We start from the raw sequence: 18,467 nt of genomic DNA, 5'->3' as shown, positions 1-18,467 counted from the left end.
TCGGTGCGCGGCGTTTGCGGGGCTTCTTCCTGCCGTTGTCCTTGTCCGCAGTGGAGTCGCTGGATTGCGTCGCGCTCGCGGTGCTCGTGAGACACACCTGGGCCGCCGCGCGGTTCGGCAGTGCCGTGCATAGCAGCACGGCCAGCGCGAGCAAGAGCACGCGCCACGCCGCGGAAACCGGGGCGACTGGGCGATGCACAGCACAATGCTGCGGAGGATTCGTCCGGTGCCCAACGAGTTCGCCAAATGCGACAGCCTCGCGCGGATCCGCCTCGCGCTCCAGTACGTGCACGTAGGTCACCTTTATGGCGTCTTCGCGCGTGAGGGCGCCCGCCTGCGCTCGCAGCGGATAGGGCATCGAGGAAAGTCGCCGCCAGGGCGATCGCAAGCAGAAGGCATCGGCGCAGAAACGGCGTCGAGCCCCGCGCGGAAATGCGCGCATCAGTGGGAAAGCGGGGGAGTGGCATGGAGTCCTCGGGCGTTGAACGGGCGGGATGATGTGAGTGGAGGGCCGGCGATTCGCGGTTGCGGGACGCTGCCGCGCGCGAGACCCGATGGATGATTAACATAACCCGAATAAAAAGAGAAGATCCGCGAAACAAGGAGTGCGGAGTGGGCGGGGTGGTGCCTCTAAATGTGCATCTCGCAAACGTTTGCGCAGATTGCGCGCAGGGACCGCTCGCCGCGAAAGTAGCCGAAAAGTACGTGGTGCCGCTTGGGTGGCAGCCGCTTCCGACGCATGCACGAAGAAGCCGCCCGGGAAAGCTCCCGGGCGGCTCGTCGAGGGGGTCTGGCGGGCGAGGGGTGCGATCGTCAGCGCCGCTGGCGAGGTGGCAGGCGCGCGGGGTCCAGGAACGAGAAGGGATTCCGCGTCTGCACCGACATGCCGAAGAGCACGGCGATCACCGGCTGGCGGGGGAGCGGCTCGTGTGCGGTGCCTGGGTCATGGCTCCCGAAGGCGCCAGAGAGGTAGAGGGTAGCCGTCGCTTCGTGGTATGCCACCGTAGGGCTCCAGTACACGGCGGCGACGCGCTCGAACACGATCCCGTTTCCGCCGTTCAGGAACACCTCGGGCTCGGGGCGAAACGCGGCCAGCACGATTCCCTGGGTGGTGTACCAACCATGTCCCCGCTCGTCCTCGCGCCCGAACTGCAGGTACGGCATCACGTCCATGAACGACACCGTCACTCCGCCGCCGTACACCGGTTCCCCCGGCGGGGCGGGCATCTGCGTGTACAGGTCCAGCGTGGAGCCGGGAAGGAAGATGAAGCCGGGGATCAGCAGCCCCACCGAGTACCCGGGCCCTTGCGGACCGCGCGGAGTCCAGCTCGTCCGCATGGTGGCGCCGATGGGAGGGACGAGCCCGGCGCGGCACGAATCGCAAGCCGGCAGGCTCCACCCGCCGGCCATGCCGAACTCGGTTCCCGGCCGTACCCGCGCCGGGTGCGTAACCACGGGCGCGCACGAGGCCAGCCCCGCCAGCGCGGCGAGCGCGAGGACCTGGGTCGCAACGGCGAGCATGCGATCAGCCATGGTCGCGAATCCGATCGAGGGCGAGTAGCGAAGGGGAGACCTGAATCGCGCTTCGACGTGAGCCCGCGCACGCCGCGGCCGTCCCCGCGCGCTCTACTGGCTCCCTTCCCCCGCGGCTGTTTGCGGGGGAAGGGTTGGGGATGGGGGGCGCCGGCCCGAGCACCGAGCCCAACCTGACGCACCCGAACGCGGAAGCAAAAAGCCCTCCCCCAGCGCACTGGAGAAGGGCCATCCACTGTTTCGCACTCACGCACTAACGCACTCACGCACTCACGCACTCACGCACTAGTAGTTCCCTCCGCATCATCCGCCAGCGCCAAGGTCCTCAGCGCGGCCTTCCGCCGCTGCGGCATGGTGGCCGTATCCAGCGCATCGATGCTGTCCACCGTGAACCCCTCCGCCGGGTCGAAGCCCAGGCTGGCGAGCAGCTCGCGGATGTAGTCCTCTTCCAGCCCGCGGTCGCGGAGGCGCTCCCCGATCTCGTCGTCCGTCATTCCCATCTCGTTGTGCGTGGTCGGGGTGCCCGTACACCGGCGCATGCGGCGGGTGCCCCCGAAAGAGACAAGCGCCGCGCGCGAACCCCGTTCGCGCGCGGCGCTCCTCACTGCATCACGACGGGCCTCAGTGCGCGCCCGCCGCTCCACCTTCCTCGCGCATCATACGCCGGATGGGAATGCTCAGCAGCGCCAGCACCGCCGCGGCGATGAACAGCGACGCCGTGGTCACCGTGAACAGGCGGGGCATCTGCTCCAGCTTCTCCGGGTCCACGTGGCCGCCCACCAGGCCGCCGATCAGCGTGCCCACGGACGACGCCAGGAACCAGATCCCCATCATCTGCCCCACGAACTTGCGCGGCGACAGCTTGGTCATCGACGACAGGCCCACCGGGCTCAGGCACAGCTCGCCGACCGTCTGGAAGAAGTAGCTGCCCACCAGCCACCAGGGCGAAACCAGCACCTGCCCGCCGCCGGCCACCACCTTGTTGGCCGCGAAGATCATCATCAGAAAGCCCAGGCCGGCGAAGAACAGGCCCAGCGCGAACTTGCCAGGGCTGGAGAAGTCGCGGTTGCGGCGGCCCAGCGTCAGCCACAGCGCGGCGAACACCGGTGCCAGCGCGATCACGAAGAACGAGTTGATGGCCTGGAACCAGGTGGCCGGCATCTCCCAGCCGCCGATGTTGCGGTCCGTGAAGTCGGCCGCGAACAGGTTCAGCGAGGTGGGCGCCTGCTCGAAGGCGCTCCAGAAGATCGCCGCGAAGATGAACAGCACCATGATCACCGCCACCCGCTTCACTTCGTCGCGATTCAGCTCGCCGAAGATGAAGATGTAGCCGAAGTAGACGGCCGCGGTGCCCACCAGCACGTACGTCATGTATCCACCGATCGCCTGCGCGTCCAGGTGGATCATCTTGGTGGCGCCCAGGATGAACACGATGGCGATGGCGATGCCGATGGCGCTGATCACGGCCTTCACCGTGCGCTCCTGCCGCGCCTGCACCACGGGATCGGGGTGGCGCGTGGGCTCGTTGCCGATGTCGCCCAGCGTCTTCTGCGCGCGCAGCGAGTACCACAGCAGGCCGAAGAGCATGCCCACGCCCGCCGCCGTGAAGCCGGCGTGCCAGCCCACCTTTTCGCCCAGCGCGCCGGTGATCAGCTGGCCGGCGAAGGCACCCAGGTTGATGCCCATGTAGAAGATGCTGAATCCCGCGTCGCGCCGCGATCCGCCCTCGGGGTACAGGTCGCCCACGATGGCCGAGATGTTGGGCTTCAGCAGGCCGGTGCCGCAGACGATCAGCAGCAGGCCCAGGAAGAACATCGACTTGCCCAGCGTGCCCTCGCCGCCGAAGTACGACAGGCCGATGGAAAAGTGGCCCGCCGTGATCAGCGCCGCGCCCACGAAGATGGCGCGGCGCAATCCCAGCAGCCGGTCGGCCACCCATCCACCCGGCAGCGACGCCAGGTACACCAGCGAGCCGTAGATGCCCACGATGGCCGATGCCTCGCCGCGCTCGAAGCCGAAGCCCCCGCTGGTGACCGCCGCCGTCATGAACAGCACCAGCAGCGGGCGCAGGCCGTAGTACGAGAACCGCTCCCACATCTCGGTGAAGAACAGCGTCGACAGGCCGAGCGGATGCCCGAAGAACCGGGTGTCCTGCGAGGCGTGGCCGCGCATCGGGTCGTCGGCGAGGGTTCCGCCGCCGCCGTACTGGGGTGAGAGTCGCTTGCTCATGCCGAATCGGTGGATGGGTGTGGGGCCGGGAAGCCGGATCAACGTTCGTCCGACCGGCGGTGCGGCGATGGGCCGCAACTGACAGCGTGCGGACGTGCTTGCGTGTGGGCGGCGCAATGTACAGAATGCCCCCGCGCCGCGCCACCATGGGTGCGGTGCGGCCCCTTGCGGGCGGACCTGCGTACCGGCGGCGGCGCCCGGGAGTTCCTTTTCGTGACGATGGATACGCGGCCGTTCGCGGCCGAGCTGGCGGTGGCGCTGGACGCGGCGGCGGGCGCGGCGGCGCTGATCACCGCGCGCGGCGGGGCGGCCGAGGTGCGCGAAAAGGGCAGGGCAGACCTGGTGACGGCGGTGGACGAGGCCGCCGAGCGCCTGGTGGCGGAGCGCATTTTGGCCGCCTTTCCGGGCGACACCATCGTCGGCGAGGAGCTGTCGTCGGCGCACGTGCACACGGGCCGGCGCTGGTACGTGGACCCGGTGGACGGAACGACGAACTTCGTCCACGGCCACCCCTTCGTCTGCACCAGCATCGGCTTCGCGGACGACGACGGCATGGCCGCGGCGGTCATCCACGCGCCGCTGCTGGGTGAGGTGTACCATGCCGCACGCGGGGGCGGCGCCTTTCTGAACGGCGCGCCGATCCGCGTATCCGGCGTGACGGACGCGCGCCGCGCGCTGCTGGCGACGGGGTTTCCGTTCAAGAGCGGCAAGGGAAACCTGGACGCGTACATGCGGCTGGTGGCCGATGCGGTGCGCGGCACCCACGACGTTCGCCGGGCCGGAAGCGCCGCGCTGGACCTGGCTTTCGTGGCCGCGGGAAAGGTCGAAGGCTTCTTCGAGGTGGGCCTGTCGCCATGGGACGTGGCCGCGGGAATGCTGCTGGTGCACGAGGCGGGGGGGCGCGTCAGCGGCTGGCCCGGCGATACTCACGAGCCGCTGGTGACCGGCCGCGTCCTGGCGAGCAACGGCGCGATCCACACCTGGCTGGTGGCGCTGGCGGCGTCGCACGTGGACGCGATCGGCCCGGAATCGTAGTCCGCGTCTCGCTTCGGCACCTCTCGTGCATCGGTGGCTTGTGGACCGCGCCGCTACACGCGGCCACACCAACGCGGAGAGAACGACAATGTCGGCTTTCGGAACGTACCTCGTGGGATTCGTGATCTTCGTGATCGGGCTGGCGATCGGCGCCCACCTGATGGGCGCGCCCACCATGTGGATCGCGGTCGGCGTAATCGTGCTGATCGGGATCGGCATCATTTCCGCCACCAGCCGCACCAAGCCGCGCGACCCGCAGCAGCCGCCGTCCGGGCCGCCTCCGCCCCAGTACTGAGCGAACCCGGTACACGCGGCACCGCCCGCCCCGCGGAGGGGGCGGGCGTTTTCCCGTTTCGAATCCGATGATGACCGAAATGCCCGAGGGTGTGCCGGCGGAGTACCCGATCGAGGTTGTGTGGGAAGGCGGCATGCGCTACCGCGGCGGGCGCCCTGGCGGGGCCACGCTCACGGTGGACGGCGACGCGCAGGCGGCGCCCAGCCCCGTGGACGCGCTGGTGGTCTCGCTCGCCTCCTGTTCCGCCATCGACGTGGTGGATTACCTGGAGAAGCGCCGCACGCCCGCGTCGTCGCTGTCGGTTTCCGTGCGCTTCTCCCGCGCGCCCAACCCGCCGCGCCGGCTGACGGATGCCGTGCTCACCTATCGCCTCGCGTCCGACTCGCCCCGTGAGCACGTGGAGCGCGCGGTGCAGCTCTCGTTTGAGAAGTACTGCTCCGTCGCGGGCTCGCTGGCGCCTGACACGCGGCTGGACTACGAGATCGAGCTGAGCCCCGCCGCCGGCTGAACCAGCCGCGCCGGATCCCTGTCGATCCGGTGCGCCGTTTCTCCATCCGACCCGCCCTTGGCCGTCCCGCCCGTCATTCGCTTCGATTCGCTGGATCCCCGGCGCGGCGCGCGTTCCCTGCGCTTCGGGGATTTTCAGAGCGTGCTGCGGGCAGACACCGTAGACGAGGTGCGGCCGGTGCTCGCCGCCGTCCAGCGCGCCGTTGACGACGGTCTACATGCGGCCGGGTTCGTCGCATACGAGGCCGCGCCCGCGTTCGATCCCGCCCTCGTCACCCGCCCGCCCGATCCGCGTCTTCCCCTCGCCTGGTTTGCGCTCTACGCCCGACGCGACGAGGTGAAGCCGGCGTTCGGCGAGGCGGCGGACGTGGAGCTCGGGCCGTGGCGGATGGACATTTCCGAAGACGAATATCGCCAGCGGATCGAACGCATCCGCTCCCTGATCGAGGCTGGCGACACCTACCAGGTGAACTTCACCGCCCGTCTGCGTGCGGAGTTTCGAGGAGACGACCTGGCGTTCTACGAGCGCCTGTGCCTGGCGCAGCGCTCGGCGTTCTGCGCGTTCCTGCGGCTGGACGGCTTCTCCATCCTTTCCGCGTCGCCCGAGCTGTTCTTTCACGCAACGGGCAGCGACCTGGAACTTCGGCCGATGAAGGGCACCCGGCCGCGCGGCAGGTGGCCGGACGAGGACCGCGCGCTCGCGGCGGAGCTGGCCGCCTCGCCCAAGGACCGGGCCGAGAACCTGATGATCGTCGACCTGCTGCGGAACGACGCCGGCCGCGTGGCCGAGTTCGGCAGCGTGCGCGTGGAGCGGATGTTTCAGCCCGAGCGGTACGAGACGGTGCACCAGCTTACCTCCACCGTCCGCGCCCGGCTGCGTCCCGGTGCCGGGCTGCCGGAGATCTTCGGCGCGCTCTTTCCCTGCGGCTCGGTGACCGGCGCGCCCAAGGTGAGGACGATGGAGATCATCGCAGAGCTGGAGAATGCGCCCCGTGGCGTGTACTGCGGCGCCATCGGCTTCGCGTCGCCCGGCGAGTCGGCCTTCAGCGTGGCCATCCGCACGCTGGTGCTCGATCACGCCACAAGCGAGGTGGAGCTGGGTGTCGGCAGCGGGGTGACGTTCGATTCCGACGCATCCGCCGAATACGGCGAGTGCCTGGCGAAGGCCGCCTTCGCCCGCCGCGCGCCCGCCGGGTTCCACCTGCTCGAAACGCTGCTGTGGGAGCCGGACGGCGGATGGTACCTGCTGGGCCGCCACCTGGAGCGGCTCACCGGTTCCGCCGAGTACTTCGACTTCCCGTTCGACCGCGAGGCGGTGATCCAGTCCCTGGCCGACGCCGCGGACACGTTCACCGGCCGCCCGATGCGGGCTCGCCTGACGCTCGCGCGCGAGGGATTGATCTCAGTCACGAGCGCGCTGCTGGAGCCATCACCCGAGCCCGTCCGCGTTGCAATCGCCCGGGAGCCGGTCGACAGCCACGACCCGCTGCTGTATCACAAGACCACGAGCCGCGCGGTGTACGAAAGCCGGGCGGCCACGCGTCCGGATTGCGGCGACGTGCTGCTGGTGAACGAGCGCGGCGAGATCACCGAATCGACCATCGCCAACCTGGTCGTCCGCATCGACGGTGCGCAGTGGACGCCACCGCTGGAGAGCGGGCTCCTTCCCGGCGTGCTGCGCGCAGACTTGCTGGCGCACGGCGAGATCCGCGAGCGCGTGATCCGTCCGGACGACCTCCTCCGCGCCGAAGAGATGTGGCTGGTCAACTCCGTCCGCCGCTGGCGCCGGGCCGTGCTGGTCGCGTAAGTCCGCGTGGCGATGTAAGTTTGGGGCAATCTCAACGTGCTCACCGATCCCGGGCCGCCGCGCATAGATGTCTTCTCGTCTCGTATTCATCGCCATCGCTCTTGTGTCGGTCCTGCTCGCACCCGTGGCCACGCGCGCGCAGTCGGCGGCTGATTCCGTCGCGATCACCGTCACGGTCACCTCCGCGGACCGGCCGATCCCTGGTGCCGTGGTGCGCGCCGGCAGCCGTGCGTGGGAGACGGACCGCGGCGGTGCCGCGGTGCTGCGGCTCATCGCCGGCCGCCACCGCCTGCGCATCTCCGCGGACGGGCATCGCCCCGCCTCGCTGGACGTCGTCACCGATCGCGACACCGCCGTCACCATCCGTCTCGCCCCGTCAGAAGCCGAAACCGGCGAGCACGAGCACGACGCGGGGGAGTTGGAGACGGTGATCGTCACCGCCACGCGCAGCGAGCAGCGCATCGAGGACGCGCCGGTTCGCGTGGAGGTGCTGGCGCGCGAGGAGGTGGAGGAAAAGATGATGATGACGCCCGGCGACGTTTCGATGATGCTCAACGAAACGAGCGGGCTGCGCGTGCAGACCACGTCGCCCTCGCTCGGTGGCGCGAACGTGCGGGTGCAGGGGCTGCGTGGGCGCTACACGCAGGTGCTCTCGGACGGGTTGCCGCTGTACGGCGGCCAGAGCGGGTCGCTGGGCCTGCTGCAGATTCCGCCGATGGACCTGGGGCAGGTGGAGGTGATCAAGGGCGCGGCATCGGCGCTGTACGGGGCGTCGGCGCTCGGCGGCGTGGTGAACCTCGTTTCCCGCCGCCCCGCGGACGACCGCGAGCTCCTGCTGAACGCCACCACGCTGGGCGGTGCGGACGCGGTGCTCTGGTCGTCCGGCGCGCTGGGCGGCCGCTGGGGCTACACCTTCCTGGGCGGCGCGCACGGGCAGCGGAGGGCGGACGTGGACGGCGACCGCTGGGCCGACCTGCCCTCGTACGCCCGGGGCGTGGTGCGCCCGCGGCTGTTCTGGGACGACGGGCAGGGCCGCTCGCTCTTCGTCACCGTCGGCGCGACGGCCGAGGACCGCAACGGTGGCGGGGAGATCCCCGGCGGCGCGCGCTTCGCCGAAGAGCTGCGGACGCGCCGGGCCGATGCGGGCCTCGTCGCCCGCTGGCTCACGGGCGGCACGCTGCTGAACGTCCGCGCGTCGGCCATGGGGCAGCGCCACGACCACCGCTTCGGCGAGGTGCGCGAACGCGACCGGCACGCCACCTGGTTCGGCGAGGGGTCGGCGGCGTGGACGCGGGGCGCGCACACGCTCGTCCTGGGCGCGGCCCTGCAGCGCGAGGCGTACGCCGCGCAGGACGTTCCCGGCTTCGACTACACGTTCACCATCCCCTCGCTGTTCGCGCAGGACGACTGGCACCCCGCCGAGTGGCTGGGCGTGACGGCGAGCGGCCGCGTGGACCGGCACAGCGAATACGGCACCTTCGTCAGTCCGCGCGTTTCCGCGCTGGTGCGGCCGGGCGCGGGGTGGAACGTCCGGGCGTCCGCGGGTGGCGGCTACTACGCCCCGACACCGTTCACGGAAGAGACGGAGGCGATCGGCCTGGCGCCCCTGCGGCCGCTGGAGGGGCTGAAGGCCGAGCGGGCCCGGGGCGCCTCGCTGGACGTAGGACGGACGATCGGCAACCTGGAGTTGAACGCCAGCGTGTTCGGGTCGGTCGTCGACGATGCGCTTCAGCTCGTGGTCCCGGAGCTGGCGACGGACCTGGTGCTGGCGAACGTCCCCGGCGAAACGCGCACGTGGGGAACGGAGGCGCTGCTGCGGTACCATCGCGAGCCGTGGCACGTGACGGCTACTCACACCTACGTGCGCGCCACGGAGCCGCAGTTCCGGACGAGCGAACGGCGCACCGTCCCGCTCACGCCGCGGCACCAGTCGGGGCTCGTAGCCATGTGGGAAGCGGAGGGGCGGGGAAGGCTGGGGCTGGAACTGTACTACACCGGACTGCAGTCGCTGGAGGAGAACCCGTATCGCGACCAGAGCCGGGCCTACCTGATCGTCGGGATGCTGGCGGAGCGCACCATCGGCCGTGCGCGTGTGTTCGTGAACGCCGAGAACCTGCTGGATGCGCGGCAGACGCGGTGGCAGCCGCTGGTGCTCCCCATGCGCTCCGCCGAGCGCCGCTGGACGACGGACGCGTGGGCACCGCTGGAGGGGCGCGTGATCAACGCGGGCGTGCGGCTTTCCTGGTAGGGGCCCTCACCCGGCCGCGCCGACACGCGTGCCACCCTCTCCCACAAACAGCGTGCCAAACAGCGTGGGAGAGGGGGTACACTTCAAGCCCAGGCGCGCGCCCAAGTTCTCGGTGCACCACAGCCTGTCATCCTGAGGCCCAGCGCCCAAGGTATTAGCGCACCACAGCTTGTCATCCTGAGGCCCAGGCGCACCGCACCCGCCCGCAGCACAACCCTCGCGGGCCGAAGGATCTAGCCTGAACCACGAATAAGCATTGGCGCGGCAGCGGTCACGCAACCCGGGACCTCGGACGTGCGCGAGCCTCGCCCAGCCGCTGGAAGCTCGGAATGGCGCGCCCTCGGGACTGCACGGGCGAATGAATTCGCTGCAACGACCACACGATGTCCACCTTCGTGGGCTACAAACGGCGGCGTGGTGATTGGTGCGTGGCGCGACCCGGCAGAGCAGCGGAGGGGTGAGCCGGACGGAACGGTGCGCTTCGGCGGGTGTGTGGCGGATCCCTCGGTCGCTGCGGTCGCCGGTGTACACTCAGGCTTGGCCGTGGCCGCTCCGTCGGGATGACAATCGTGCTTCGGCAGGTGGCGCGCGCGTGCGGTTGAAGCCCCGAACGGGACGCGCCAGCGGCCCGTGTCGGGGCTTACCGCTTTCCGAGCGGCGGGTTCACCCGCTCCCGCGGGGGGCGTCGGCAGGAGACTCACCCGTGATGAACGACGAAACGCCCGGATCGCTTGCGCGTCCGGGCGTTTGGGAGTTGCCCCTCCAGGGCTCGAACCTGGACTCTTCTGATCCAGAGTCAGACGTGTTGCCAGTTACACCAAGGGGCAGCAAGCCGAACCGAACCAACCATCCCGACGAGAACGCCCACTCCAGGACTCGAACCTGGGACCCTCTGATTAACAGTCAGATGCTCTAACCAACTGAGCTAAGTGGGCTTACCGACCTACAGAGCGGGCAACCAGATTCGAACTGGCGACCTCAACCTTGGCAAGGTTGCGCTCTACCAACTGAGCTATGCCCGCACAACGTACTACACCAGCAGTGGTCGCCGTAGGATTCGAACCTACGACCTCTCGCGTGTGAAGCGAGCGCTCTGGACCAGCTGAGCTAGGCGACCCTCATAGCGGGGGCGGGATTCGAACCCGCGACCTTCGGGTTATGAGCCCGACGAGCTACCAGGCTGCTCCACCCCGCGACACGTTCCTGCAAAAAGTACCCCGTACGGGAATCGAACCCGTGTTTTGGCCTTGAGAGGGCCATGTCCTAGGCCACTAGACGAACGGGGCCCTGCACCCATCATGCTCCCGAGAGGACTCGAACCTCCACGAGCTTGCGCCCACTAGATCCTGAATCTAGCGCGTCTACCAGTTCCGCCACAGGAGCAAATTGTCAAAAACCCGGAAGGTGCGCCCAGAGAGATTCGAACTCCCGACCTTCTGATCCGTAGTCAGACGCTCTATCCAGCTGAGCTATGGGCGCGCAGTGCACCGAGTAGGAATCGAACCTACAACCTTGGGATTAAGAGTCCCCTGCTCTGCCAGTTGAGCTATCGGTGCCTAATTGCTTGCAGCCGCAGAATTTACAATCGCCCGGCCGCCTGCGCAAGCCCCCGCCGCGTCGCCGTGTCGCGCGTGCTGCCACGCTTCGGTCGGTGCGGGGCGACGAATATACCAGCGCGGCGCCCGCTTGTGAAGCCCCCCGCCACGATCTCCCGTCTCGCCGTGCCGATCTGCCCGAACTGGCGCCTGCCTCAGGCCAATGACTGTCGCTCCGCGGGGGGCTCCCGGCCCAGGAACCACGCCACCGCCTCGGCGGCCAGGTCCGGCGGAACGGTGTGCGCACCGCCGAACTCGTGGTAGTTCACCGCGTAGCCCGCCGCCGCCAGCCTGGGCACCAGCCGGCGGCTGCACGCGTCGATGGGCAGCACCCGGTCGGCCCGGCCGTGCGACACGTAGATCTCCGGCGCGCCCCGCTGGGCCGGGGGCGACGCGAAGCCCGGCGAGAACGCGATCAGGTGGGTGAACAGGTCGCCGTTGGCGATGCCCAGCGACAGGGCGTACGAGGCGCCGTCGGAAAAGCCTTCCACCGCCACGCGCGCGGGGTCCACGGCGCACCGGTCGAAGGTTTCCTCCAAGGCCGACTGGATGAACGCCACGTCGGGGCCGAACCCGCCCACGATCACGTCCCACGTCTGGTCGCGCGAATCCGGCGCCAGCAGCACCAGCCCGGCGTCGTCCGCCATCCCCTGCAGGATGCGCAGGGCGTTCTGCCCGCTGCCGCCCGCGCCGTGCAGCATCACCACCAGCGGCGCCGGCCGCGCGGCGTCGTACCCGGCGGGAACGTAGAGCAGGGCGTCGCGGCGCGGATCCAGCTCTAGCCGGTGCAGCCCCGGCTCCACCGTCCGAGAAGGCTGCCCGGGCCGGGTCGTCAGCCGCCCGCCGGCATCGTCGCCGCGAATGGTTCTGCTTACGCTCACACCACGGTCCCGGTGGATGGGTTTCAGCCTGGACCTCGGGGGATGGACAACGAACGTGCCGCCCGTGCCTCAGCAGCGCTGCCCCGCGCGCCGGCTTCTACAGGAAAACGAACGCGGGGCCGCCCGTTCCAGGCAGCCCCGCATCTTCCCTCCGCCGGCCTTGGATCAGAGCCGCTCGGCCTTGAAGGTGTCGCACGAGCGGTCGTCGCCCGACTCGAAGCCCTGGCGGAACCAGCGCACCCGCTGTGCACTGCTGCCGTGGGTAAAGGTTTCCGGCCGGACGTCTCCCTGGCGCCCCTGCAGCGCGTCGTCGCCGATGGCCGTCGCCGCCCCCAGCGCCTCTTCCACGTCACCCGTCTCCAGCCACTTCCGTTGCTTCTGCGAGTGGTAGCCCCAGACGCCGGCATAGCAGTCGGCCTGCAGCTCCTGCATCACGGACAACTGATTGGCCTCTTCCTGGCTTACCCGCTGGCTCGCCGCGTTCACCTGCTGCGAGATGCCCCTGATCGTCTGCACGTGGTGCCCCACCTCGTGCGCGATCACGTACGCCTGGGCGAAGTCGCCGGGCGCGCCCAGGTCGCGCCGCAGCTGCTCGTAAAAGCTCAGGTCGATGTACACGCGTTTGTCCGCCGGGCAGTAGAACGGCCCCACGGCGGCGCTCGCCCCCCCGCACGCCGACTGCACGCGGCCGGTGAACAGCCGCAGCCTGGGTTCCTCGTAGGTTTCGCCCGACTGCTGAAAGAGCCCCCGCCACACGTCCTCGGTGCTCGCCAGGACCACCGACACGAACTGCGACATCGAGTCCTGCTGGGCGGTGGTCTGCGTGGGAGCCGGCTCCGCCTCGGGCGCCGCCGCCTGCTGCAGCCCCGACGAGTCGCCGGTCAGCGCGTAGTAGAGCAGGCCCAGCACCAGCGCCCCGATGCCGCCCCCGGCCGCCATCCCGCCGCCGCCGCCGCGCCCGCGGCCGTCCTCGATGTTGGAGCTTTGCCTTCCGCCTCTCCAGCGCATGTGCTTCTCCTCAGCCGATGCCTGCCGTTCCGCGTTGCGCGGCACACACTCGCCGTCCCTCTCGCAAGCGCAGTGCTAGCCCGCGCGGCGGCCGGACTTCGACGAAAAAGAGCGGGGCGGCGGACCGTGTGATCCGCCGCCCAGCCGTGATCCAGTTGCCTCAGCCGTTCTGCGGGCCGGTGCGGTTGATGTCGTCCGGGGTAGATGCTTCCACCCGGCGCGCCTGGTCGCGCAGCGCCTCGGTGTTTTCCTGGACGTTGCGCAGGTTGTCGTTCGCCTGCGAACTGTCTTCGCCGCCCATGCCGTTCACGCGAAAGCCCTCGACCGGCTGGTCGGTGTCGGGCGCCGTGGCCTCTACGCGGCGGGCCTGGTCCTGCAGCGCCTCGAGGTTCTCATGCGCGTTGCGGACGTGCGCTTCGGCGCTGCGCGTGTCTTCGCTGCCCTGGTTGCGATCGTTCTGGTCCATCCGTTTCCTCCTGCGATGGGTCGATTTGCGTTTGCAGCCGGCGAGTCCCGGTGCACGTCCCGTTCCGGCGCTCAGCTCCGCCCGTCGCCGTCTCCGTCCGTGGGCCCGTCCACCTGCGGGACCTCGGTCCGGGCGATTTGGTTGCTCACGTCGGAAAGCTGGTCGCCCAGCGCGCGGACGTTGTCGCGGATGTCGCCCACGTCGCCGCGGTTGTCGCGCACGGCGCTTTCCGTCCGCCTGAGCTCCTGGCCCGTCTGGCGCAGCCGCTCGGCATTCTCCTGCAGCAGCTGCGCGGCCTGCCGCTGCCCTTCGGCGACGTTCGCCTGCCGGTTCATCAGGTCCACGTCGTCGGCTCCGCGAATGCGGTCGGCCTCGGCCATGTCGGGCGGCAGGCGAAAGGCGTAGTCCGTTTCCTGGCCGCCGTGCATCGCCCGCACGTTCTCGTCCAGCGAGCCCGCCGCCTCGCGTGCCACCCGTGCGGCCGTGTCCTCCACGTCGCGCAGCGTGCCGTCGCCGCCCTGGTCCTGGTCCATCGTCCACCTCAATGTCGGAGTTCGCGTTCCGTGCACCTGCGGGTGCAAACGCCTCGCCACGGGATTCCCGATGCGTCGCGGGCGTGCTTGCCGCGCTGCCGCCGCCGCGCCTAGCTTCCGCCCTTTCGGCCCTCCCGGCCGGCAGCCTCCCCCAGCAGAAAGTTCGATCGATGGCGAAAGTGGCGGTGATTCCCGGTGACGGCGTGGGTAAGGAAGTCACGCGTGAGGCGGTAAAGGCGCTCCACGCGGTGACGGAAGGCACCGGGTTCGAGCTGGACTTGGTGGAGTGGCCGCACGGGGCCGACCGCTACCTGGAAACCGGCGAGGCCATCACCGACGCCGAGTTCGCCGACCTGCAGTCCAACTACCAGGCCATTCTGCTGGGCGCGCTCGGCGATTCGCGGGTGCCGGGGAACGAGCACGCGCGCCAGATCCTGCTGGGAATGCGCTTCCGGCTGGATTTGTACGTGAACTTTCGCCCCGTGCGCCTGTTTCACGAGCGGCTGACGCCCCTGCGCGACAAGCGGGTGGAGGACGTGAACTTCGTGATCTTCCGCGAGAACACCGAGGGCGTGTACGTGGGAATGGGCGGCACCTTCAAGCAGGGCACGCCCGACGAGGTGGCCATCCAGGAAGACGTGAACACGCGCAAGGGCGTGGAGCGCATCATCCGCGCGGCCTTCGAGTACGCGCGGCGCAACGGGCTCACGCGCGTGACGATGTCGGACAAGGCCAACGCGATGGAGTTCGCGGGCGGGCTCTGGCGGCGCGTGTTCAAGCTTGTGGCGGCCGAGTACGGCGACATTGAGAGCGAGGCGCTGTACGTCGACATGCTGGCGATGGACATGGTGCGCCGCCCGGAGCGCTACCGGGTGATCGTCACCGGCAACCTGTTCGGCGACATCCTGTCGGACCTGGGGGCGCAGCTGGCGGGCGGGCTGGGGCTGTCGCCATCCGGAAACATCCACCCGGGGCGGATCGGCCTCTTCGAGCCGGTGCACGGGTCGGCGCCGGACATTGCGGGAAAGGACCTGGCCAACCCCTTCGCCGCCATCCTCACCGCCGGGCTGATGATGGAGCACCTGGGCCGCCCCGCCGAGGCCGCGAAGCTGGAAGAGGCGGTGCGCGCCTGCATCCTGGCCGGCGAGGCGACCACGGACCTGGGTGGGACGCTGGGTACACAGGCCGCGGGCGACGCCATCGTGCGGCGGCTTGTGGCGGGACGGTAGTCGGCGGACGCGACGGTAGCGGCAGACGGGACGGTAGCGGCAGACGGGACGGTAGTCAGCGGACGCTGTGGTAGCCTGTCATCCTGAGCCCCAAGCGCACCGCACTCCCCCGTAGAACAGTCTCCGCGGGGCGAAGGATCTAGCCTGAATCGCCTCTCAGCCCGGGCGCGGCAGCGGCACGGGACCATGAGGCGCGGGTTCTGGACTCGGAGGGAGCCCAGGCCGGGACGGGCGAATGAATTCGCTGCAACAACCACACGATGTCCACCTTCGTGGACTGCGGTGAAAGGCTCGTCCTCGCACCTGGTGGGGCAGAGGCTTCGAATTGCGTTCAAGTGGCAGGGCGGATACGGCGCGTTCACCGTGTCGCCCTACCACGTCGAGAAAGTACGCAACTACGTGCTGCACCAGCCCGAGCACCACGCGGCGGGAAACACGCATCCGGCCCTGGAACTTCCGATGCCGAACGAAAATAGAGCCGGTCCACGCGCCGCGTAACACCCAGCCGAAGGCGCGCACCTGGGAACCGAACCACCCCAAAGCCGGTAGTCCGCGAAGGTGGACTTTGTGTGTTTGTTGCAGCGAATTCATTCGCCCGTGCACCGCCAGCCCCCGCTCCCCAACTATGCCACTCACGAAAAAGCTGGCCTTCGCTGTACTGACCGCCGCGCTCCTCGCTCTCGCCACCGCGCCCGCGGATGCCCAGTCGCGCCGCCCGGGCCAGCCGCCCGCTCCGGTGCGGGCGGACACGGTGGGCGTGCGCATCTGCGCGGGCGGAGACGTCACGCTGGGGACCAACCTCGACACCGCGTGGGTCCACACCGCACGGGCTCGCTTGGGCCGGCGCGTTCCCGCGCTGCCGCCGCCCGACTCGCTGGTCGAGCCGCTTCGGCCTCTGGTCGCGGATGCGGACATCGTGCTGTGGAACGTGGAGGGCGCGATCGGGGATGGGCCCATCAATCGGCGGAAGTGCGCGCCGCGCTCCACGGCGTGTTACGCCTTCCGCTCGCCGGAAGCATCGGCAGACGCGCTGCGGCGGGTGGCGGACGGCGCGGAGGTGGTCGCGAACGTCGCCAACAACCACGCGCGGGACGATGGGGACGTGGGCCGCCGCACCACCATCCGCCACCTGCAGCTCGCCGGCGCACACGTTACCGGGGCCGACACCCTGGCCACCGTGGTCGCCACGGCGGAAGGTGATACCGTGGCGTTCCTGGGCTTCGCGCAGTGGGCGGGGCCGGACCCGCGGAACCTCGCCGCCGTGCGCCGCCACGTCGCCCGCGCCGCGGAGCGCTGGCCTCGGGTGGTGGTGACCATGCACATGGGCGCGGAGGGCCGCGGGCACCAGCGCACGCCCGACCGGCGCGAGATCTTCTATGGCGAAGACCGCGGCAACGTCGTCGCGTTCGCGCGCACCGCGACGGACGCCGGCGCGGACTTGGTGGTCGGGCACGGGCCCCACGTGATGCGGGCCGTGGAGTGGCGGGGCGACGCGCTGGTGTTCTACTCGCTGGGCAACCTGCTGACGTACGGGCCGTTTTCGCTGGTGGAGCCGCTGAACCGCGGCGCCATCGCCTGCGCGGTGCTCGACGACGACGGCCGCGTGCTCTCGGCCCAGCTCCGGTCCACGCGCCAGCTGCCGCCGGGCGAGGTGCAGGCAGACGACACCGGCCGCGCCGCTGCCCTGGCCGACTCGCTGTCGGCGCTGGACTTCCCGGACACGGGTGCCCGCATTGATCCCGCCACCGGGGAGGTGCTCCGCCCCGGCACCAGGCCACCCGTCGAGGAGCCCCGCCGCCGCCAGTAAAGCGTCTACGAACTCGCTCATATCCGCAGCAAGGTCGCGCCCCACGCCCATCGAATGCACCAGAGCAAGCCAGTCCGCGAAGGCGGACTTCGTGTCGTCGGTTGCAGCGAATTCATTCGCCCGTGGGGGCCGGGGGCTGATTCGAGGTGGGATCCCAACACCCGCCCCGTTCCCCACGCGACGATCCGAGTCCCCGAGGTCTCGTGTCGCTGCCGCGCCCAGGCTTATTTCGTGGTTCAGGCTAGATCCGTCGGCCCGGCACAGTGCGGTGTGCGGGCGAGTGCGGTGGGTTCGGGCCTCTGGATGACAGAGTCTGGTGGGACGGCGGGGGACGGCGGGGGACGGCGGGGGACGGTGGGGATGGCGGGGACGGCGGGGACGGCGGGGACGGCGGACGGCGGGGACGGCGGATTCTGGTGACCCACACAAACGAAGAAGCCGGCCCCCTCGGGCCGGCTTCGATGTTTCCAGAGCCGTCGTACCTCAGCCGCGGCGCTTCGGCGCGACTGGGCGGGTGCTGGGCTGGGGGGCGGGAGCCGCCTGCGCCACGGCCCGCGTCTCGGCGCTGTCGCCGCGGATGTAGCGCCGAACGCCCATCCACGCGCGCACCAGGTTGGACTGCGGCCGGTCCAGGCTGCTCTCCACGATTCGACCCTGGCCACTGCTGGCGTGCACGTACCGGCCCTCGCCCACGTACACGCCCACGTGCGTCACGCGGCCGCCCCGCCCAAAGGTCAGGATGTCACCCGGGCGAAGCAGCGACCGGTCGCGCGGCACTTCCTGCCCGGCCCGCGCCTGCTGCGCCGCCGTCCGCGGCGTTTCCACACCGAAGGCGCGCATCAGGTACTGCGTAAAGCCGCTGCAGTCGAAGCCGCGCGGGCTGGTGCCACCGAACACGTACCGGCGCCCGAGCTGCTCCCGGGCCATGCTCACCACGGAATCGCGCCGAGCCTCGATGCTGAAGCGGGGCCCCGCTGAACGGGCGGAGCGGGGGCCTTCCTGTGCGGCGACGAACACCGGCGCGGACAGAAATACGAGCACGAGCGCGCAGAGCGCGTTCCGGGGTGACCAGACCATCGTGATGCGGGAGTTCAGGTTCGACAGATCGGTGCCAGGAACCGGATCACCGGGGGGCATCCCCTGCCAGGGACGGCCGCGGCGGCACCGAAGCGAATCGCAGAGCGAATGCGTTTGAGACGGGCGCCATCTTACGCCCGCGGTCCGGTAGGCGCAACACCTTCGGTCTGGACGGATTCCCAAGCCGTTGAATCACAATCGGTTGCGGATTCATCTT

Annotated in this window: 16 protein-coding genes and 9 tRNA genes; 8 read left to right on the top strand and 17 right to left on the bottom strand. The window is 69.9% G+C overall.

Translation table 11 applies throughout. The features are described from left to right. Nucleotides 1–813: 813 nt before the first annotated feature. The 3 genes from VGB24_RS20645 to VGB24_RS20635 form a co-directional block, all read right to left on the bottom strand. Nucleotides 814–1,533: a hypothetical protein gene (locus VGB24_RS20645; RefSeq protein WP_331074811.1), complete on the bottom strand. Its 720-nt coding sequence runs from the start codon at nt 1,531–1,533 to the stop codon at nt 814–816. A 278-nt stretch (nt 1,534–1,811) separates the two neighbouring features. Next, nucleotides 1,812–2,027 (bottom strand): hypothetical protein, encoded by a 216-nt coding sequence (locus VGB24_RS20640; RefSeq protein WP_331074810.1) that lies wholly within the window; start codon nt 2,025–2,027, stop codon nt 1,812–1,814. A gap of 127 nt (nt 2,028–2,154) precedes the next feature. Beyond that, on the bottom strand, nt 2,155–3,762 hold the full coding sequence (locus VGB24_RS20635; RefSeq protein WP_331074809.1) for a peptide MFS transporter: 1,608 nt from the start codon (nt 3,760–3,762) through the stop codon (nt 2,155–2,157). Nucleotides 3,763–3,981: 219 nt separating this feature from the next. Here VGB24_RS20635 and VGB24_RS20630 point away from each other — a divergent pair, with 219 nt between their 5' ends. The 5 genes from VGB24_RS20630 (at nt 3,982) to VGB24_RS20610 (ending at nt 9,654) form a co-directional block, all read left to right on the top strand. Next, nucleotides 3,982–4,797, top strand: a complete 816-nt coding sequence (locus VGB24_RS20630; protein WP_331074899.1) for an inositol monophosphatase family protein — start codon at nt 3,982–3,984, stop codon at nt 4,795–4,797. Nucleotides 4,798–4,885: 88 nt separating this feature from the next. Next, complete coding sequence (locus tag VGB24_RS20625) at nt 4,886–5,092, top strand: hypothetical protein (RefSeq protein WP_331074808.1); 207 nt, start codon at nt 4,886–4,888, stop codon at nt 5,090–5,092. A 67-nt stretch (nt 5,093–5,159) separates the two neighbouring features. Next, a complete protein-coding gene (locus VGB24_RS20620; protein WP_331074807.1) occupies nt 5,160–5,600 on the top strand; it encodes an OsmC family protein in 441 nt (146 codons plus the stop codon). Nucleotides 5,601–5,657: 57 nt separating this feature from the next. After that, nucleotides 5,658–7,406 carry an aminodeoxychorismate synthase component I gene (gene pabB, locus VGB24_RS20615; RefSeq protein ID WP_331074806.1) on the top strand — a complete coding sequence of 583 codons (1,749 nt, stop codon included), beginning with the start codon at nt 5,658–5,660 and terminating at the stop codon, nt 7,404–7,406. 67 nt (nt 7,407–7,473) lie between these two features. Next, nucleotides 7,474–9,654, top strand: a complete 2,181-nt coding sequence (locus VGB24_RS20610; protein WP_331074805.1) for a TonB-dependent receptor — start codon at nt 7,474–7,476, stop codon at nt 9,652–9,654. Nucleotides 9,655–10,408: 754 nt separating this feature from the next. On the opposite strand, the gene VGB24_RS20605 is transcribed toward VGB24_RS20610, so the two are convergent. The 13 genes from VGB24_RS20605 to VGB24_RS20545 all read right to left on the bottom strand — a co-directional run bounded on the left by VGB24_RS20605 (nt 10,409) and on the right by VGB24_RS20545 (nt 14,137). Further along, nucleotides 10,409–10,481: transfer RNA gene (locus VGB24_RS20605), tRNA-Gln, on the bottom strand. Between the two features lie 34 nt (nt 10,482–10,515). Further along, nucleotides 10,516–10,589 (bottom strand) — tRNA-Asn (locus tag VGB24_RS20600). A 14-nt stretch (nt 10,590–10,603) separates the two neighbouring features. Beyond that, nucleotides 10,604–10,676 (bottom strand) — tRNA-Gly (locus VGB24_RS20595). A gap of 20 nt (nt 10,677–10,696) precedes the next feature. Continuing rightward, nucleotides 10,697–10,771, bottom strand: a tRNA-Val gene (locus tag VGB24_RS20590). A 4-nt stretch (nt 10,772–10,775) separates the two neighbouring features. Further along, nucleotides 10,776–10,849, bottom strand: a tRNA-Met gene (locus VGB24_RS20585). An 18-nt stretch (nt 10,850–10,867) separates the two neighbouring features. Continuing rightward, nucleotides 10,868–10,940 (bottom strand) — tRNA-Glu (locus VGB24_RS20580). Between the two features lie 13 nt (nt 10,941–10,953). Then, nucleotides 10,954–11,037 (bottom strand) — tRNA-Leu (locus tag VGB24_RS20575). 22 nt (nt 11,038–11,059) lie between these two features. Further along, nucleotides 11,060–11,133: transfer RNA gene (locus VGB24_RS20570), tRNA-Arg, on the bottom strand. Nucleotides 11,134–11,137: 4 nt separating this feature from the next. Then, a tRNA-Lys gene (locus VGB24_RS20565) sits at nt 11,138–11,210 on the bottom strand. Between the two features lie 194 nt (nt 11,211–11,404). Next, entirely contained in the window at nt 11,405–12,130 is a 726-nt protein-coding gene (locus VGB24_RS20560) for a hypothetical protein (RefSeq protein ID WP_331074804.1), read from the bottom strand. A gap of 165 nt (nt 12,131–12,295) precedes the next feature. Next, nucleotides 12,296–13,138: a KPN_02809 family neutral zinc metallopeptidase gene (gene ypfJ, locus VGB24_RS20555; RefSeq protein WP_331074803.1), complete on the bottom strand. Its 843-nt coding sequence runs from the start codon at nt 13,136–13,138 to the stop codon at nt 12,296–12,298. Between the two features lie 160 nt (nt 13,139–13,298). Further along, nucleotides 13,299–13,604 carry a hypothetical protein gene (locus VGB24_RS20550; protein ID WP_331074802.1) on the bottom strand — a complete coding sequence of 102 codons (306 nt, stop codon included), beginning with the start codon at nt 13,602–13,604 and terminating at the stop codon, nt 13,299–13,301. Nucleotides 13,605–13,675: 71 nt separating this feature from the next. Continuing rightward, nucleotides 13,676–14,137: a hypothetical protein gene (locus tag VGB24_RS20545; protein ID WP_331074801.1), complete on the bottom strand. Its 462-nt coding sequence runs from the start codon at nt 14,135–14,137 to the stop codon at nt 13,676–13,678. Between the two features lie 170 nt (nt 14,138–14,307). On the opposite strand from VGB24_RS20545, the gene VGB24_RS20540 reads away from it, so the two are divergent. From VGB24_RS20540 to VGB24_RS20530, 3 genes are all read left to right on the top strand, one after another. Then, the gene (locus VGB24_RS20540) at nt 14,308–15,366 is read left to right on the top strand and encodes an isocitrate/isopropylmalate dehydrogenase family protein (RefSeq protein WP_331074800.1); all 1,059 of its coding nucleotides are present in this window, start codon (nt 14,308–14,310) and stop codon (nt 15,364–15,366) included. Between the two features lie 282 nt (nt 15,367–15,648). Next, nucleotides 15,649–15,864 carry a hypothetical protein gene (locus VGB24_RS20535; RefSeq protein WP_331074799.1) on the top strand — a complete coding sequence of 72 codons (216 nt, stop codon included), beginning with the start codon at nt 15,649–15,651 and terminating at the stop codon, nt 15,862–15,864. Between the two features lie 127 nt (nt 15,865–15,991). After that, a complete protein-coding gene (locus tag VGB24_RS20530; protein ID WP_331074798.1) occupies nt 15,992–17,173 on the top strand; it encodes a CapA family protein in 1,182 nt (393 codons plus the stop codon). A 483-nt stretch (nt 17,174–17,656) separates the two neighbouring features. On the opposite strand, the gene VGB24_RS20525 is transcribed toward VGB24_RS20530, so the two are convergent. Beyond that, complete coding sequence (locus tag VGB24_RS20525) at nt 17,657–18,250, bottom strand: C40 family peptidase (RefSeq protein ID WP_331074797.1); 594 nt, start codon at nt 18,248–18,250, stop codon at nt 17,657–17,659. Nucleotides 18,251–18,467: the final 217 nt, after the last annotated feature.

The sequence above is a fragment of the Longimicrobium sp. genome (genome assembly GCF_036399935.1).
GTDB lineage: Bacteria > Gemmatimonadota > Gemmatimonadetes > Longimicrobiales > Longimicrobiaceae > Longimicrobium.
Note: the sequence above shows the minus strand (reverse complement) of the source record. Positions and strands in the feature narration are given on the sequence as shown.

Bases quoted from the DNA above. Each gene is read 5' to 3' on its own strand.
- VGB24_RS20620 (WP_331074807.1), top strand. From the start codon at position 5,160: ATGATGACCGAAATGCCCGAGGGTGTGCCGGCGGAGTACCCGATCGAG.
- VGB24_RS20635 (WP_331074809.1), bottom strand. From the start codon at position 3,762: ATGAGCAAGCGACTCTCACCCCAGTACGGCGGCGGCGGAACCCTCGCC.
- VGB24_RS20645 (WP_331074811.1), bottom strand. From the start codon at position 1,533: ATGGCTGATCGCATGCTCGCCGTTGCGACCCAGGTCCTCGCGCTCGCC.
- VGB24_RS20630 (WP_331074899.1), top strand. From the start codon at position 3,982: ATGGATACGCGGCCGTTCGCGGCCGAGCTGGCGGTGGCGCTGGACGCG.
- VGB24_RS20625 (WP_331074808.1), top strand. From the start codon at position 4,886: ATGTCGGCTTTCGGAACGTACCTCGTGGGATTCGTGATCTTCGTGATC.
- VGB24_RS20550 (WP_331074802.1), bottom strand. From the start codon at position 13,604: ATGGACCAGAACGATCGCAACCAGGGCAGCGAAGACACGCGCAGCGCC.
- ypfJ (WP_331074803.1), bottom strand. From the start codon at position 13,138: ATGCGCTGGAGAGGCGGAAGGCAAAGCTCCAACATCGAGGACGGCCGC.
- VGB24_RS20530 (WP_331074798.1), top strand. From the start codon at position 15,992: ATGCCACTCACGAAAAAGCTGGCCTTCGCTGTACTGACCGCCGCGCTC.
- VGB24_RS20640 (WP_331074810.1), bottom strand. From the start codon at position 2,027: ATGACGGACGACGAGATCGGGGAGCGCCTCCGCGACCGCGGGCTGGAA.
- VGB24_RS20610 (WP_331074805.1), top strand. From the start codon at position 7,474: ATGTCTTCTCGTCTCGTATTCATCGCCATCGCTCTTGTGTCGGTCCTG.
- VGB24_RS20525 (WP_331074797.1), bottom strand. From the start codon at position 18,250: ATGGTCTGGTCACCCCGGAACGCGCTCTGCGCGCTCGTGCTCGTATTT.
- VGB24_RS20540 (WP_331074800.1), top strand. From the start codon at position 14,308: ATGGCGAAAGTGGCGGTGATTCCCGGTGACGGCGTGGGTAAGGAAGTC.
- VGB24_RS20545 (WP_331074801.1), bottom strand. From the start codon at position 14,137: ATGGACCAGGACCAGGGCGGCGACGGCACGCTGCGCGACGTGGAGGAC.